Genomic DNA, 16,813 nt, shown 5'->3' on the forward strand with positions numbered 1-16,813 from the left:
CAACCCAACCAACCCAATGGCGAGATTAAATTTACTAGAAGAGACGCGTTACGAGAAGCTGCCGGTAACGGTGTACAGCAATCAGAAAGAAGCATCGCTGGCAGTAGCCCAGCGAATAGCCAAGCTGATAAAGAGCAAAACTGCAAAAGGCGAAAAGACCGTGCTGGGCTTAGCCACTGGTGTAACCCCGATAGGGGTATATGCCGAGCTGGTGCGCCAGCACCAGCAGGAAGGCTTAAGCTTTAAAAACGTGATCACCTTTAACCTGGACGAATACTACCCCATGCAGCCTAATGCGGCACAAAGCTATGTAACGTTCATGAATGAGAACCTGTTCTCGCATGTAGATATCGATAAAGATAATGTGCACATCCCTGATGGCACCCTTGACCAGGAAGCGGTAGCCGCCTTTTGCTTGGATTATGAAAAAAAGATCACCGCATTGGGTGGACTGGATCTGCAGATCTTAGGGATTGGCCGAACCGGCCACATCGGCTTTAACGAGCCGGGCTCGGCGCCCAACTCGGGTACCCGGCTGGTAACCCTGGATGATTTGACCCGGAATGATGCTTCAAGAGACTTTGGCGGTAAACAGAATGTGCCTACCAAGGCCATCACCATGGGCATCGGCACCATCTTCAAAGCTAGAGAGATCATCCTGATGGCCTGGAGCGGGAAGAAAGCGCCGATCATCAAAAAAGCGGTAGAAGGCGAGATCTCCGGTGATGTACCGGCTACTTACCTGCAGCTCTCGGATAATGTGGAATTTGTGTTGGATGAACCTGCTGCAAGTTCATTAACTCGGTTCAATACCCCATGGCTGGTAAAAGACTGCGTATGGGAAAACGGTCTGAAAAAGAAAGCGGTGATCTGGTTGGCCGATAACCTGAACAAACCGATCCTGAAACTTACCGAAGAAGATTATAACAACCATGGCATGGCCCAGCTTGCAGTAGAGCAGGGCCCGGTATACAATATCAACATCGATATTTTTAACCAGCTGCAGCATACCATTACCGGCTGGCCGGGAGGTAAACCGGATGCGGATGACAGCCAAAGACCGGAAAGAGCACAGCCTGCAAGGAAACGCTCGATCATCTTCTCTCCCCACCCGGATGATGATGTGATCTCCATGGGCGGCACCTTTATCCGGCTAGTTGACCAGGGGCATGATGTGCATGTAGCTTACCAAACCTCGGGCAATACGGCCGTATGGGATGATGACGTGCTAAGATTCGTAGAATTTGCAATAGATTTTAACAACAGCATAGGCGATGACAATACCAAGTTAAAAAAGGTATATGAAGAGATGCGGGCCTTTATCCCGACCAAAAAGCCCAACCAGGTAGATACCAAAGAGATCAGGGATGTAAAAGGATTTATAAGAAAGACAGAAGCGATCTCGGGAGCAAGGTATGCCGGATTACAGGACGACCATATCCACTTTATGGCCCTGCCGTTTTATGAAACCGGCAAGATCAAGAAGAACACGGCAGGCGAGGCAGACATCAAGCTCACCATTGAGCTGCTGCAAAAAGTAAAACCGCAGCAGATCTTTGCAGCGGGCGACTTTGCCGACCCGAACGGAACGCACCTGGTTTGTTTTAACATCATTATAGCCGCCTTAAAAAGACTAAGGGAAACGGAAGACTGGGTAAAAGACTGCTGGTTGTGGATGTACCGGGGTGCCTGGCTGGAGTTTGAAACCCATGAAATAGAAATGGCCGTACCGTTATCCCCACAGGAGGTGATCAGGAAAAGGAATGCCATCTTCAAACACCAAAGTCAAAAAGACAGGCCTGTATTCCCGGGTGATGATGCCAGGGAGTTTTGGGTGAGAGCTGAAGACCGTACAAGAGAAACTGCCAGGGCTTATGACAAGCTGGGCATGGCTGAGTATGAGGCTATGGAAGCTTTTGTTAGGTATCATTTCTAGATTGCACTGATTTTGATAGGATTACACCGATTGCCTTTTAAATCGGTGTAATCATTTTTCATAATCTGTGAAATCACATAAATCTTTCCTTCAGGAATTTGCCTGTATAAGAATCTTTTTCCTTTATCAAATTCTCCGGCAAGCCTTCAAATACAACTTTTCCGCCGCGATCACCGCCTTCGGGGCCGATATCAATCACCCAGTCGGCGCATTTTATCACATCCATATTGTGTTCAATAACTATAATGGTGTTGCCATGATCAAGGAGTGCATCAAATGATTTCAACAGTTTTTTAATATCGGCAAAATGCAAGCCGGTAGTTGGCTCATCAAAAATGAAAAGTGTTTTATGAGTATTGTTCCCTTTAACAAGGAAAGATGCCAGCTTAATCCGCTGTGCTTCGCCGCCGGATAAGGTATTTGAAGATTGGCCCAACTGCACATAGCCTAAGCCAACATCCATCAACGGTTTTATTTTAGCGATGATCTTTGGCTCTTTGGCGAAAAATTCCAGGCCTTCCTCAATCGTCATGCTTAAAACATCCGATACATTTTTATCATGGTAAGTAACATCCAAAATGTGCTGTTTAAAACGTTTGCCGCCGCAGGTTTCGCAGGTTAAAAATATATCGGCCATAAACTGCATCTCTATTTTTACCTCACCTTCGCCTTGGCAAACATCACAGCGGCCGCCTTCCACGTTAAAGGAAAATGCAGATGGCTTTAGGCCAGCAGCCTTCGCAACAGGCAGCGCAGCATACAGATTGCGGATCTCGTCCCAGGCCTTTACATAAGTAACCGGGTTTGATCGTGATGAACGGCCGATCGGATTTTGATCAACCATTTCAACCTGTTCAATTTTCTGGTAATCGCCTTCAATACTGTCATAGGCGCCGGTTTGCTCCGCATTATAATTGCCGAGTGTTTTTTGCAGGGCAGGGGCCAGGATGCGTTTTACCAAACTTGTTTTACCCGAGCCGGATACACCGGTTACCACTGTTAAAATCCCTAATGGGAATTTGGCATTTACATGCTGCAGGTTATTTTCCCTTGCGCCTTTAATCTCTATAAAGTCGTTCCATTTGCGTCGGCTTTTCGGGATGGCAATTTCTTCCTTGCCACTCAGGTAACGACCAGTTAAGCTGTTGTCATCCTTTATAATTTCATCATAAGTACCGCTGAACATCAGGTTGCCGCCATGTGTACCGGCTTCGGGGCCAATATCAATAATGTGATCGGCAGCTTTCATTATTTCTTCCTCGTGCTCAACCACCAGTACGGTGTTGCCAACATCACGCAGGGATTTTAGCACACCAATCAAGCGTTGCGTATCGCGCGGGTGCAAGCCAATGCTCGGCTCATCCAGTACATAAACTGAACCTACCAGGCTGCTGCCTAAAGAGGTTGCTAAATTGATCCGTTGCGATTCACCGCCTGATAATGTATTTGACAACCGGTTAAGCGTTAAATAGCTTAAGCCAACATCGTTCAAAAACAAAAGCCGGTTAGTTATTTCCATCAGCAAACGCTTGCCTATTTTTGCATCAGTTTCGTTAAGCTCAATGGTTTTAAAGAAATCAAGCGCCTTATCCAGGGCCATCAAAACCACATCGGTAATTGATTTGCCGTTGATCTTTACGTAGGATGCATCCTGCCTTAAGCGGCTTCCTTTACATTCAGGGCAGGTAGTCTTTCCCCTATATCGCGAGAGCAAAACCCGGTACTGAATTTTATAAGTTTGCTCCTCCATCTCCTTGAAAAAATCATCAAGGCCACGGAAATAGCTATTACCTTTCCACAATAATCTTTGCTGCTGCTCGGAAAGCTGGTTGTATTGGCGATGGATAGGGAAATCAAATTTCAGCGCATTTTTAATAAGCACCTCATTCCATTCGCGCATCTTTTCGCCGCGCCATGGTGCAATGGCGCCTTCATAAACACTTTTACTTTTATCGGGAATTACTAAATCCTCATCAATGCCTATTACTTTACCGTAACCTTCGCAGCGTTTACAAGCGCCGTAAGGATTATTAAAACTGAAAAAGTTTGGCGTAGGCTCTTCAAAGCGGATCCCATCCAGCTCGAACCTGTCGCAAAAAAAGCGTTCGGTTTCCTTATCTGCGTCAGGCTCGGTAAAGCGTACATAGCAATCTCCTTTGCCTTCAAAAAATGCAGTTTGGATAGAATCCCCTAACCGGCTTACGGTTTCATCTTCTTCGTTTTTTGAGATCCGGTCAATAACTATCCTAACATTAGTTATGATTTTAGAAGCAGGGCCTGAGATTTCAGCTTCCGGCTCCGCGCTTTCAACTTTAGCCTTTTTGCTTTTGCCTTTAGCTTTTAATTTTTCGCCTTTAACCCCTTCTCCACTAACCTCTTCCACCAACCAGCTCCCATCGTCAACGATGCTCATATCCTCCAGCAGGTCTTCAATTTTTGAAAGCTTGCCGCGAAACTCAACACGTACAAAACCTTTTTGCATCAGCACAGCCAGCTCTTCTTTTAAGCTGCGGTTGTTGTGTGGGTACAGCGGGCATAATATGGTAACCTGCGTTTCGGCAGGTAGTGTCATAATAAAATTGATGACATCGGTAACTGAATCTTTTTTAACTATCTCTCCTGATATTGGGGATATAGTTTTACCAATTCGCGAGAAAAGTAGCTTCAAATAATCATAGATCTCGGTTGAGGTACCAACAGTTGAACGCGGATTTGATGTAATTACCTTTTGCTCAATGGCAATAGCAGGGGCAATTCCTTTTATATAATCAACATCAGGCTTATTCATCCTTCCCAAAAACTGGCGCGCGTATGATGAAAGGCTTTCCACATAGCGGCGCTGCCCTTCAGCATATAAGGTGTCAAAAGCAAGCGATGACTTACCAGAGCCCGACATGCCGGTAACCACCACCAGCTTGTTTTTAGGAATGGCCACATCCATATTTTTAAGGTTGTGTACCCTTGCGCCCTTTATAATAATATGTTTTTGAGGATCTTTATCTGCTTCTTTCATTGAGTTCTTGGTTCATGGTTCATAGTTCATGGCAAAGTAAATTGCCCCGAAACATGAATGACTTTGGGTTGTAATTACTGATTTATAGCTCATATTAACCTTATCCGGCTATGAACTATGATCTATCAACCATGAACTACTCCCAAACTGCAAAAATCCTAAAATATTTAGCAGAATCCAAATGAGTTTGAGAAATGTATCTGGTTAATTGGCAATTTGTTGCAGACTTTGCATTGGGCTGACAATAACCGGTTTTGCAATCGCACACATCGCATGTTTATTGTGTCGCAAAGTGTTAAAAAATGTTAAATATTCTGTTGTGGCGTTATGGTGGGAAATAATATTTGTTTTTTTGGTGATAATTTGTTTTATTTGGGATAACAATTTCTTAATCCCTAAAAGATAACGCTATAGATAAAACTCTACTCTAATAAAATATTTGATTAATTAAGTTTAGTAGTTTTTCTATGGATTTTCAATTGAAGAGTGACCAGGATCTAATCCATCTTTACATTGCGGGTGATGAAGGAGGGCTGGTAGAATTAATCCGCCGCTATCAATCAAAAATATATACTTCAGTTTATTTGCTTGTTAAAGACGAATATCTTGCCGAGGATATTTTTCAGGATACCTTTATTAAAGTAATAAATACTTTAAAAGCCGGAAAATATAACGAAGAAGGTAAATTTTTACCGTGGGTAACACGGATTGCCCATAATTTGGTGATAGACCATTTCCGCCGCGAAAAGCGCGCGCCGATGATAAGCAATGGCGATGACTTTGACATTTTTGAAGTTTTGGGCAATTATGACGAGAGTACCGAAGACCGCATGGTTAGGGAACAAACTTATAAGGACCTAAAATCATTAATTCATTTATTACCCGCCGAGCAAAAGGAAGTATTAATTATGCGCCATTTTGGGGATATGAGCTTTAAAGAAATAGCTGATATTACCGATGTAAGCATTAATACCGCCCTTGGCCGCATGCGCTATGCCCTTAATAACCTGCGCAAAATGATGCAGAGTAAGGAATTAAGTTTAAAGAATTAGTTGTAGTCCGAAAGTCGGGAATGTCCGGAAGTCGGAAAGACCGAAAGAAGGAGAAAGATACTTTAGTAAAAAATTTGTGACGCGAACTAGCTTTATAATAGCTGGTTCGCGTTATTTTTTTTACGAAAATTTAGTTTTTGAAGCTACATCACTTCTTTCTTTCGGACTTCCGGACATTCCCGACTTTCGGACTCAAAAATAAATTTCATTTAATTTTCATCTTCATAAAATATTATATTTAAGCTTTCGTTTAGTATCTGTAAACCAAAAAAATTTAATAAAGCTTATGGATGAAACTTTTACAACGACTTTAAATTTACTGACTGACAAAGCCATGGTAAACGAGGAATTGCAGGAGAACCTGGAAGGCGACGAGTTAATGTTCTATCATTCTCTTCGTGCTGATCTGGACCTTTTGAAAAGAAGCCCTAAAGTTCAAACCATTCACCACATTCTCGATCATTCAAAGAGTTTGCGTTAGTAGTACAATTTACCTAACTGGTTCACGGGTCATAGCTGTTTTGTGATAAATAGTCTATGATTTGTGAACCTTTCTATTTATGCTGGTTCATAGTTCATGGTTGATAGTTCATAGTATTGAAAGCTTATTAGTAGTTTTGCCGGATGGATAAATGGCTATGATCCATTAACTATGAACTAATCAATGACAAGGAAAGAACGTTATCAATATTTTGTAGAATATTTTTCAAAAAATCAACCTGATGCCGAAACCGAGTTGCATTATGGTAATTCCTTCCAGTTATTAATCGCTGTTATCCTATCGGCACAATGTACCGATAAGCGGATTAACCAGGTAACACCTGCTTTATTTGAGCGCTTTTCTACACCTGAATCACTTGCTGCTTCAACGCCTGAAGAGGTTTTTACTTATATCCGCAGTGTAAGCTATCCTAATAATAAAGCGAAGCATTTGGTGGGCATGGCTAAAATTTTGGTTGATGTTTTTAATAGCGAGGTGCCTTCGGGAATTGATGATCTGCAAAAAATGCCTGGCGTTGGTCGTAAAACAGCCAATGTTATTTCGTCCGTGGTATTTGATGCCCCTGCAATTGCGGTGGATACTCATGTATTCAGGGTGTCTGCGCGGATAGGCCTCACCAATAGTAAAGCCACCACTCCGCTTGCCGTTGAAAAACAGCTGGTACAATATTTACCGCAGGATACACTTGGTGTAGCGCATCACTGGCTGATACTGCATGGCCGTTATATCTGTGTAGCCCGAAGTCCCAAATGCGAGATTTGTCCCATTAGCTGGTTTTGTAAATATTATGAACAAACGCATACAGAATCGGCTTTATTAAAGGCCGAGGCGTTGAAGCTGAAGAAGGTGAAGGATCAGAAAAAGAAGAATGCTTTGAATAAGATTAGCAAGGAACTGAAGAAGAGAAGTGTTGATAAAGATATTTGATTGATACTGTTAAGTTAGGTAATTTTCATAAAAATAATAAACCGCTTGTCATTGCGAGGTACGAAACAATCGCATACTTTACAGAGCCGTAGTGCATAGTTCGCGATTGCTTCGTACCTCGCAATGACAAGTGCAGAATAAATTACTAAAAATATTAGTATTTGTAAATAATATATTTTACATTTGTATATACAATTTTTAACATGAGTAGCGCAGAGAAATTAAAAGCATTACAGCTAACCTTAGACAAGCTGGAAAAATCATACGGAAAAGGCACCATCATGAAACTGGGCGATTCTGTTATTGAACCTACCGAAGTGATCTCAACCGGTTCTTTAGGGCTCGACATCGCATTGGGTGTGGGCGGTTTACCAAAAGGCCGTGTTATAGAAATATACGGGCCTGAATCATCAGGTAAAACAACCCTGGCTATCCACGCCATTGCCGAATCGCAAAAAAATGGGGGGATTGCCGCATTTATTGATGCTGAGCACGCTTTCGACCGTTTTTATGCCAAGAAATTGGGTGTTGATGTGGAGAATCTTTTAATCTCTCAGCCAGACAATGGTGAGCAGGCATTAGAAATTGCCGATAACCTGATCCGTTCAGGAGCTATCGATATTCTGGTTATCGACTCTGTTGCCGCCCTTGTTCCCAAAGCCGAAATTGAGGGCGAAATGGGTGATTCGAAAATGGGTTTACACGCACGTTTAATGTCGCAGGCTTTGCGTAAGCTAACCGGTACTATTAGCAAAACAGGATGTTGCTGTATTTTTATTAATCAGCTGCGTGATAAGATTGGTGTAATGTTTGGTAACCCAGAAACTACTACCGGTGGTAATGCCCTTAAGTTTTATGCATCAGTACGTTTAGATGTGCGCCGCATTTCGCAAATTAAAGATAGCGATGAGGTATCAGGTAACCGCGTTAAAGTAAAAATTGTAAAAAATAAAGTTGCTCCTCCATTCCGGATAGCTGAGTTTGATATTATGTTTGGCGAAGGTATTTCAAAAGCCGGCGAGATCATTGACCTGGGTGTTGAGCACAACATCATTAAAAAAGCAGGCTCATGGTTCAGCTATGGCGAAACCCGCCTTGGCCAGGGTCGCGATGCCGTTAAACAGCTGATCCTTGATAACCCTGAGCTGATGGAAGAGTTGGAAGCTAAGATCAAAGAAACAGTAACCGGCGATCATTTAGCTGAAGTTTAGTTTTTGATTTCACTGATTAGTGTATGATTACACTGATTTTTAAAAGGTGATTTCACCGATATAGAAGAAGTCCTGGTAATTGCCGGGACTTTTTTGTTTTATAAGGATTTGGCGGAAAAGGAAACTTACGAAGTTTTGAAACGGCAAAGCCCTCAACGAGGCCGTTAAACAATATATAACCTCGAGTTAAACAAGTTTTATCCATTTTGAAGGAGCATGACAGCCCATTATCAATTATACAACAGATCCGCGGTTACCAATTTTTTATCCATTGTACCAGGCGCTATCATATAGATCCGTAATGTAGGGTTCCCCCTGCGGCGTGCGCCGGGTGCGGGCGCGTTATAAAAATTCTTGATCTTTATTTTATGATATCCTTTTAACAAGGAGATCGCCACTTCATTTTCAATCAGCTTATTATCGTCAATAAATAATTGGGTATCATTATAGGTAGCGGTTGAAAAGTTATATACCCCATCGGAAGGGATTGATATATAGCCTTCAAAAACTATCCCTGAACTTGGCCGGATTTTTCGGAACTCAGCGGTTTCCAACGTTTTGGTTATACCTGTGGTGTCAGTTGGCGCGTAGTCCAGTTGGTCAGGCGAGGTGAAGTTGCCTTTAATAAGCGTAAATTTTAAGCCCTGACTATTACCGGTATAATTAATGGCTGCAACAGGAGCCTGGTTATACATAACGGTGCTTGTGGGTAAACTGCGCCTTCCTGATGGCGTTATCACAACAGTTTTAAAAGTTCGCTTTTCGCCTGCCGGGATATTAAATATAATGGGCGATTCGTATCCCAGGTCAGTATCCAATGGATCACGACCGTTAAGGGTGTAAACTATTTTTGCCCCGGGCACTACTGATTTTGGAGCCATTGTAAATTGGGAGCCTATCATCATGGTATCAATTACTTCAAAGGCAGTGGGCACCCGGTAGTTGTAATGCATAGCATCAAGTCTTTCAAAATGTTTAGCCAGGCGTACTTCCGAAAAATCCTTGTAATCTTTTCTTTCGGGTTTGCTCCATGCTATTTCTGATAATGCAAAAAGGCGTGGTAAGATCTGGTATTGCAGCTTGGCAACTGTTGGCACATACTCTGTCCATAAATTCCCCTGTACGCCAACAATGTATTTTCTTTCATCTTCAGTTAAAACTTTGGGAACGGGCTCGTACTTATAAGTTTCAGAAAATTCGGCATATCGGCCAAATGATACAGGCTCAAGAGGGGAACGGCTTTGATAATGATCAAAATACAAACCGGTGGTTTGCGGCGTCATAATAACATTGTGTTTCTGCTGTGCTGCCGCAATCCCGCCTTGCTCGCCTGTCCAGCTCATTACGGTTGCGTTTGGTGCTAAACCGCCCTCCAGGATCTCGTCCCAGCCAATAATACTCCTGCCTTTTGAGTTCAGGAATTTTTCCATCCGCTGTATAAAATAGCTTTGCAACGCATTTTCGTCTTTCAGATTAAGCTGTTTGATCAGGTTTTGGCAAAAAGCCGATTCTTTCCATGGCTGCTTGTTGGCTTCATCTCCACCTATATGAATGTATTTGCTTGGGAAAAGCTCCATTACTTCGGTAAGCACATTCTCCAAAAAGGTAAAAGTTTCTTCGGTAGGGCAGTACAATCCGGTTGTGCGGGCCGGGGTTTTAACAGCAGTATCAGGCGTGCACATCAGCTCAGGATAGGCACGTAAGGCAGCGTCTGAGTGGGCTGGCATTTCAATTTCGGGTACTATATTGATGTATTTTCCGGATGCGTATTTAACTACATCCCGGATCTCATCCTGTGTATAAAAACCGGTATAGGGTTCCCCATCCGGCCAGTCGCGGTTGTTGCCGAACATGGTTTGCTGGCGGGTACCACCAACTTCGGTAAGTTTTGGATATTTTTTTATTTCGATGCGCCAGCCTTGTCCGTCAACCAAATGCCAGTGAAAATTGTTTAGCTTGTAGGCAGCCATCAGGTCTATTACCTTTTTTACCTGCTGTACTGTAAAAAAATGCCGGGAAACATCAAGCATCATGCCTCTGTAGCCAAAGCGCGGTTCATCACTAATAACCAGGCAGGGTAGATTTGCAGCAATTTTTTGATCTACAGGGAACAGCTGTATCAAAGTTTGAATACCATAAAACAGTCCGGCGCCTTTGCCAATAACGGTAATTTTACGCGGCGTGATAGTTAATTTATAGCCTTCGGCAGGCAGGTTTTCTGAACCACGGGCGGTAAGTATTACCGAAATGCCTTTGCCTTTTACCCTGGGGCTATATTTAACCACTTTGTTGTTTAATCCGCGATTATTTAAAAGGAAATCTTTAAACAGCTCAACAGCCTTATCTTTAGGGTTATCAGCTTTCACAACTGTAAGCTTGCTAAATATAAATGTGCCAGGAGATTTAACAAGCGAGGCCGGTGCCGGTATAATGCCCAAATAGGGGTCAGTGTCCTGGGCGCTGGCGGTGTTTAGCAATAAAATAGCAAGAAAGGAAATAAGGATAGTTGCTGCAGATTTCATTTTTTTTCTAAAAAGTAATATTATTAAATGGGAATGATTGATGTAAAACTTCTAATTATCTGGTTATGAAATATAAAATAACTAATTATCATTGCACCATTTTAAATGTAATTACATTGATACAAATTAATTACGATTAGAACTTAATAAACTTACAGGTTTTTCATTAAAAAAATCCCCGGGTTAATAAAAACCCGGGGATAATTAATAGTTTAATTTATATATCAAAGCCTTTGTAAAATATTAGAAAGGTATAACACCACCACCGCAGGTATACAATATGCCATGGCCTGAACCAACAACTGTTCCATCAGAACAAACGCAAGCTAACCCGATGCGGAAGCCGCAGCTGCCGGCTGGCCTTGACAGCGTTAATGTGGTTGTTGGCAATTGGACGTTACCCGGTGGAAGCGGGGAGGAAGAGCCATTAGTATTATTAAAATAACCGCCATAATTAAAGGATGCAGGCGAACCTGTGTATGTCCAGGAAATAGTAAAAGAAGAGCTGTTTATAGAAACCAGGGTAACCGGGCCCATATCAGCAACGCAGGTGAACTTTTGAGGTGATTTAACAGGGACTTCTTTTTTAATAGGCTTTTCTGTAATTGAGGAAAAAGACAACATAGTTAAAAAAACAGATCCCATGATTAATGAGAAAATCAAATTTCTTTTCATGATTTTTAGAATTTAATGGTTTTTAAATAGTTGGTGCAAATAAGTTTAGGCTCTGATAATTTTAGGTACTGCAATCTACTGAATATTTTAATGTAATTAATTATTATTAAAAGCATTTTTCCTGTAAAAAAAAATTAATACCATGGGGTATTTGAAATAACTTAAAGGAAATTATTATGGGGTGGCCTGCTTGATAATACCTGTGTCAACTTTATCAACTTACAGTTTTATCGGCCTTTAATATTGTTTAACTTTGCGCTCCAACAAATTACAAGCTTATGCAATATGATGTTATCGTTATCGGTTCGGGCCCAGGTGGCTATGTGGCCGCTATACGTTGTGCCCAACTGGGTTTAAAAACTGCGATTATTGAAAAATATAATACTTTAGGCGGTACCTGCCTTAATGTAGGTTGTATCCCCTCAAAGGCCCTGCTCGATTCATCCGAACATTTCCACAATGCTGCCCACGCTTTTTCATCCCATGGCATCCAGCTTGAAAACCTGAAAGTTGATTTTGGGCAGATGATAAAACGTAAGGAAGAAGTAGTTACCGCAAATACCAGCGGAATTACTTACCTGATGAAAAAGAACAAGATTGATGTACACACAGGTGTAGGTTCCTTTAAAGATAAAAATACCATTATTGTAGCTAAAGCCGATGGTACTACTACCGAGATAACCAGTACTAACGTTATTATAGCTACCGGTTCAAAGCCATCAGCTTTGCCATTTTTAAAGATCGATAAAAAACGCATTATTACCTCAACAGAGGCCTTAACGCTTAAAGAGATCCCTAAGCACCTGGTATTAATTGGCGGCGGGGTTATTGGCCTGGAGCTTGGCTCGGTATATGCCCGTTTAGGTTCAAAGGTTTCTGTAATTGAGTTTATGGACGGCATTATCCCTACAATGGATAAGGGTTTAGGCCGCGAGTTGCAAAAGGTATTGCAAAAACTGGGTATGGAGTTTTACCTGGGACATAAGGTTACCGGTGCTACAGTAAAAGGCAAAGAAGTAACCGTGGCTTTTGATGACCCTAAAGGTGAAAAGAAAGAATTAAAAGGTGATTATTGCCTGGTGGCAGTAGGCCGCATAGCTTATACCGATGGACTGGGTTTAGATAAAATAGGCTTAACTGTTGAAGAACGCGGGCGTAAAATAACTGTTAATGACCATTTGGAAACCAGTGTAAAAGGTGTTTATGCCATTGGCGACGTTATAAAAGGAGCCATGCTTGCCCATAAAGCCGAAGATGAGGGCACACTTGTTGCCGAAATTATTGCCGGACAAAAACCACATATTGATTATAACCTTATCCCCGGTGTTGTTTATACCTGGCCGGAAGTTGCCGCAGTAGGGCAAACTGAAGAGCAACTAAAAGCAGCAGGTGTAAAATATAAAACCGGCTCGTTCCCATTCAAAGCCAGTGGCCGTGCACGTGCCAGCGGCGATCTGGATGGATTTGTAAAAGTGCTTGCTGATGCAACTACCGACGAAATATTAGGTGTGCACATGATTGGCCCCCGCGCTGCAGATATGATAGCCGAAGCTGTTGTAGCAATGGAATACCGCGCATCTGCCGAAGATATATCGCGTATTAGCCATGCACATCCTACCTATACAGAAGCTATGCGCGAAGCTTGCTTGGCAGCTACTGAAAACAGGGCGATCCATATATAAGGATTTCGAATTTTCGAATTCGGATTCATTTTTTTGATGATTTAGGATTTGGCAGCTTTTTTAAAGTTGTCAAATCTCTTTTCAATTACCCCCCCCTTAACTGTAATGTGTTGCCGCCCCTGTAGTTATTTATTACAGTACCCCTACCTCAGCATTATCTTTTTCAAAAACTTATACAGGCCATAAATTCCTCTATGTATATAGTGCTTTTTAAGCTACTTAAGCTTAAAAAACTGTTTCATAACATTGGCATATACTTAATATTAACTTAACGTAACAATAATATAATAATAATAGTATAAGGAATAAATATATAGGTTTTATAAGATGTTATAATGGTGAAGCAGGGGGTGTTTTAACGCAGGTTAATACGTGTTTTTACGCAAAATAACCGGGTGTATTGATCTGGAAAAATGGGTGTTTTAACCACAGAAAATGGGTTATTAAACTGTATGAAATATACACATATGGAATTAGCTTTACATATTATTTTATTTTGTATAGGTTAAAGCAAATTTAACTCAGGGGATACTTTCATTTAAACAGGGTGCTCAATGAATATTTATTTTTAAGTATTTATTATGGGAAAGTTTCGAACTATTTGTAGTTCCGGAGTTTTAAAGCCGGTTTTAATAGGATTGGTGTTGCTTTGTTTATCAAATCAATCTTTTGGTGTTGCAAAATTGTGGGTGGGCGGATTCCTGGGTAACGGCAGTTGGAATACAGCCGGAAACTGGTCGCCCAGTGGCGTGCCAACAGTTTCTGATGATGTTACAATTAATGAATTATTGCTGGGTTTTACTATAACGTTATCGGCTGCGTCTAATGCCAACTCTATAACCGTAAATAGCACAATAGGATTATTAGGTGGCGTAACCATCAATACAAGTGGACAAACTTTAACAGTTGCAAACAGTTTAAATGTTGGTGCTGTTTCAATTTTGCTTGCAACATCACTTACAATTACAGGCTCAGGAGCAGTTACCCTAAATACAGCGGTTAATGCTTATCCTGCTGTTAGTCTTACTTTTAGTTCGGGTACAAATGTCACTTTCAACAGTGCAACGGTTACAAGTTACGACAACTCAACAATTAATTGTAATGGTACTGTAACGGCTACTTCATCAACATTTAATTTAACCGGCAATAACTGCAGTATTGCAAATACAGGGACATTTAATCTTGGTACCGCTTCCATAATTTATCCAACCTCAACCACAGCCTCTGTAACTAATACCAGTCCCGGAATATTTACTTTAAAATCGAATGCGACCGGCTCGGCTGCAATTGGGGCAAGTAGTTCCACAGTATTTACCGGCATTTTTAACGTAGAGCGATTTTTAAGTGGCGGAGGCTTATCCAGCAACCGGGGCTACCGGTTATTATCATCGCCGGTAAACCAAACTGCAGATGCAGCGGGCACACTAACAACACCCAATACTTTTGGCTTATTCTACCTGGGCCTTCATTCCTACGGCGGGGTTAATAATTACCCGGGTGCATTAACTATAGGCATAGGCGGCTCAACAAACGGATTTGGTTTGAACAACAATAACCCCACGATCTATTTTTACGATGAATCACAGGTTTATAACGGACGGAGCTTTACCCAGGGCAACCACGCCCCTGTGTATGCCATCACATCAACAAGCACAGGTTCAGGGGTAAATCTTATAACCACAAGTAAAGAAAATATTGGCTCACTAACCAACGTAAATGTACCTGTAGGGAATGGTTTTTTAATGTACTTTGTAGGGCCGAGCAGCCGGACTGACGCCTGGGCGGCTACCCCGCCGGTGGATGTAACGATGACTGCAAACGGTCACCTGAACCAGGGGACTATCCCGGTAAAACTATGGACAAGCGCCACAACGCTATCATATACCACGGGTACGGCTATCACCCATCCATACCCGGGATTAAACATGGTAGGCAATCCATATCCCTGTACGATTGACCTGCATCAGGTTCTCCTTGATAACTCCGGGATCAATAACATATATTTATTATCAGCAAAGAACAGCCCCAACCAAACCTATATTGCTTATACGGTAAACGGGTCATCAGCCCCAAGCGCGGGATATGCGGTGAGCGGCGAAGGCTTTTTTGTAACGGCAACTGGTACAGGTACCGCACTGACTTTTAAGGAAACGGAAAAAGTACCGGCCACCCAGTTAACTGGTGCCGCATTGATCATGTCAACCCCCAACGCACAGGTTAAAGGAGTGGGCGGCAAGTTATCAAATAGTCAAAACTCCCTGGCAGCAACAGAACCGCAAAACAATGCGCTTACGGGATTATACATGAAAATAGAGAAGGATAGCGTAACATATAATTATTGCGGGATCTATTTTAGGAAAGATTGGTCGGCAACATTTGCAGAAGATGATGCGAAAGACATGAATGCAACAAGCGGGCCTGCTATCATCTCCAGCTTAACTTCGGATAATATCCGCGCTTCGGTAAACCACATGCCCGATTATACCAAAGGTGTTAATGTAAAACTGTATGCCAATGCCCGTGCAGACGGGCAGTATAAATTAAAGATAGAAGATATCAGGAACATTGATACGCTGTATGATATCTACCTGATCGATCATTATAAAAAAGACTCGCTGGATATCCGCCGATACGGAACGTATCTATTTGATATCAGTAAAGCAGATACGTCCTCCTATGGAGGGTCGCGTTTTGAGCTGTCGGTACGCCCGCGGCCATTACCGATGTACCGGCTGTTAAACTTTACCGCTCAAAAAGTAAGCGGAGGCGTACAGGTAAGCTGGAAAACAGAAGCGGAAAGCAATTATACAGGCTTTGTATTACAAAAGCAGGACGGCACCACCTTTAACCCGCTGTACAGCAAACAAGGTGATGGCGGCGGCATTTATACCTTTATTGACCCCAGCCCGGTAACCGGGGCCAATACCTACCGGCTGCAGCAGGATAACATAGTAGGGGCAATCAGCCTGTCGCCGGCAATAACTATCATTTATAACCCGGCGGGTCAGGCGGGCTTAATGAATGTTTACCCCAACCCCACAAAAGCCACCATCAGTGTATCTGTATCAACCATGACCTCAACAGCGCCGACTTATAAAGCCAATATTTATAATTCGGCAGGGCAGCTGATGATGCAAAGATCGGTAAGCAGCAACAGCTGGACCGAGGATGTAACCCAATATACCCCGGGGACCTATATCATTCAATTAAAAGATAATAGTGGAAATTTGGTAGGAAAATCAAAATTCATAAAAGCGGAGTAAAATCGACTATCTCGTCACCACCCTGTTCCC

10 protein-coding genes are annotated in these 16,813 nt (G+C 42.3%); 7 read left to right on the plus strand and 3 right to left on the minus strand.

All coding sequences use genetic code 11. The features are described from left to right. Positions 1-16: 16 nt before the first annotated feature. Positions 17-1,936 (plus strand): glucosamine-6-phosphate deaminase, encoded by a 1,920-nt coding sequence (nagB, locus tag BUE31_RS29840; RefSeq protein ID WP_073407644.1) that lies wholly within the window; start codon positions 17-19, stop codon positions 1,934-1,936. 73 nt (positions 1,937-2,009) lie between these two features. On the opposite strand, the gene uvrA is transcribed toward nagB, so the two are convergent. Further along, positions 2,010-4,949, minus strand: a complete 2,940-nt coding sequence (gene uvrA, locus BUE31_RS29845) for an excinuclease ABC subunit UvrA (protein ID WP_073407589.1) — start codon at positions 4,947-4,949, stop codon at positions 2,010-2,012. Between the two features lie 467 nt (positions 4,950-5,416). Here uvrA and BUE31_RS29850 point away from each other — a divergent pair, with 467 nt between their 5' ends. The 4 genes from BUE31_RS29850 to recA all read left to right on the plus strand — a co-directional run bounded on the left by BUE31_RS29850 (position 5,417) and on the right by recA (position 8,641). Beyond that, complete coding sequence (locus BUE31_RS29850) at positions 5,417-6,001, plus strand: RNA polymerase sigma factor (protein WP_073407590.1); 585 nt, start codon at positions 5,417-5,419, stop codon at positions 5,999-6,001. A gap of 334 nt (positions 6,002-6,335) precedes the next feature. Beyond that, positions 6,336-6,482: a hypothetical protein gene (locus tag BUE31_RS31245; protein ID WP_159440766.1), complete on the plus strand. Its 147-nt coding sequence runs from the start codon at positions 6,336-6,338 to the stop codon at positions 6,480-6,482. 183 nt (positions 6,483-6,665) lie between these two features. Next, complete coding sequence (gene nth / locus BUE31_RS29860; protein WP_073407592.1) at positions 6,666-7,430, plus strand: endonuclease III; 765 nt, start codon at positions 6,666-6,668, stop codon at positions 7,428-7,430. A gap of 203 nt (positions 7,431-7,633) precedes the next feature. Beyond that, entirely contained in the window at positions 7,634-8,641 is a 1,008-nt protein-coding gene (gene recA / locus BUE31_RS29865; RefSeq protein ID WP_073407593.1) for a recombinase RecA, read from the plus strand. Positions 8,642-8,871: 230 nt separating this feature from the next. On the opposite strand, the gene BUE31_RS29870 is transcribed toward recA, so the two are convergent. Then, positions 8,872-11,163: a family 20 glycosylhydrolase gene (locus tag BUE31_RS29870; RefSeq protein WP_073407594.1), complete on the minus strand. Its 2,292-nt coding sequence runs from the start codon at positions 11,161-11,163 to the stop codon at positions 8,872-8,874. 243 nt (positions 11,164-11,406) lie between these two features. Then, complete coding sequence (locus BUE31_RS29875; RefSeq protein ID WP_073407595.1) at positions 11,407-11,838, minus strand: hypothetical protein; 432 nt, start codon at positions 11,836-11,838, stop codon at positions 11,407-11,409. Positions 11,839-12,116: 278 nt separating this feature from the next. On the opposite strand from BUE31_RS29875, the gene lpdA reads away from it, so the two are divergent. Together lpdA and BUE31_RS29885 are read left to right on the plus strand one after the other, a co-directional pair. Next, positions 12,117-13,520 carry a dihydrolipoyl dehydrogenase gene (gene lpdA / locus BUE31_RS29880; protein ID WP_073407596.1) on the plus strand — a complete coding sequence of 468 codons (1,404 nt, stop codon included), beginning with the start codon at positions 12,117-12,119 and terminating at the stop codon, positions 13,518-13,520. Between the two features lie 581 nt (positions 13,521-14,101). Continuing rightward, positions 14,102-16,783 (plus strand): T9SS type A sorting domain-containing protein, encoded by a 2,682-nt coding sequence (locus BUE31_RS29885; RefSeq protein WP_083620528.1) that lies wholly within the window; start codon positions 14,102-14,104, stop codon positions 16,781-16,783. Positions 16,784-16,813: the final 30 nt, after the last annotated feature.

Origin of the sequence: Mucilaginibacter sp. OK098, from assembly GCF_900142915.1 — a bacterium.
Classification (GTDB): Bacteria; Bacteroidota; Bacteroidia; order Sphingobacteriales; family Sphingobacteriaceae; genus Mucilaginibacter.

Bases quoted from the DNA above. Each gene is read 5' to 3' on its own strand.
- nagB (WP_073407644.1), top strand. From the start codon at position 17: ATGGCGAGATTAAATTTACTAGAAGAGACGCGTTACGAGAAGCTGCCG.
- uvrA (WP_073407589.1), bottom strand. From the start codon at position 4,949: ATGAAAGAAGCAGATAAAGATCCTCAAAAACATATTATTATAAAGGGC.
- BUE31_RS29850 (WP_073407590.1), top strand. From the start codon at position 5,417: ATGGATTTTCAATTGAAGAGTGACCAGGATCTAATCCATCTTTACATT.
- BUE31_RS31245 (WP_159440766.1), top strand. From the start codon at position 6,336: ATGGTAAACGAGGAATTGCAGGAGAACCTGGAAGGCGACGAGTTAATG.
- nth (WP_073407592.1), top strand. From the start codon at position 6,666: ATGACAAGGAAAGAACGTTATCAATATTTTGTAGAATATTTTTCAAAA.
- recA (WP_073407593.1), top strand. From the start codon at position 7,634: ATGAGTAGCGCAGAGAAATTAAAAGCATTACAGCTAACCTTAGACAAG.
- BUE31_RS29870 (WP_073407594.1), bottom strand. From the start codon at position 11,163: ATGAAATCTGCAGCAACTATCCTTATTTCCTTTCTTGCTATTTTATTG.
- BUE31_RS29875 (WP_073407595.1), bottom strand. From the start codon at position 11,838: ATGAAAAGAAATTTGATTTTCTCATTAATCATGGGATCTGTTTTTTTA.
- lpdA (WP_073407596.1), top strand. From the start codon at position 12,117: ATGCAATATGATGTTATCGTTATCGGTTCGGGCCCAGGTGGCTATGTG.
- BUE31_RS29885 (WP_083620528.1), top strand. From the start codon at position 14,102: ATGGGAAAGTTTCGAACTATTTGTAGTTCCGGAGTTTTAAAGCCGGTT.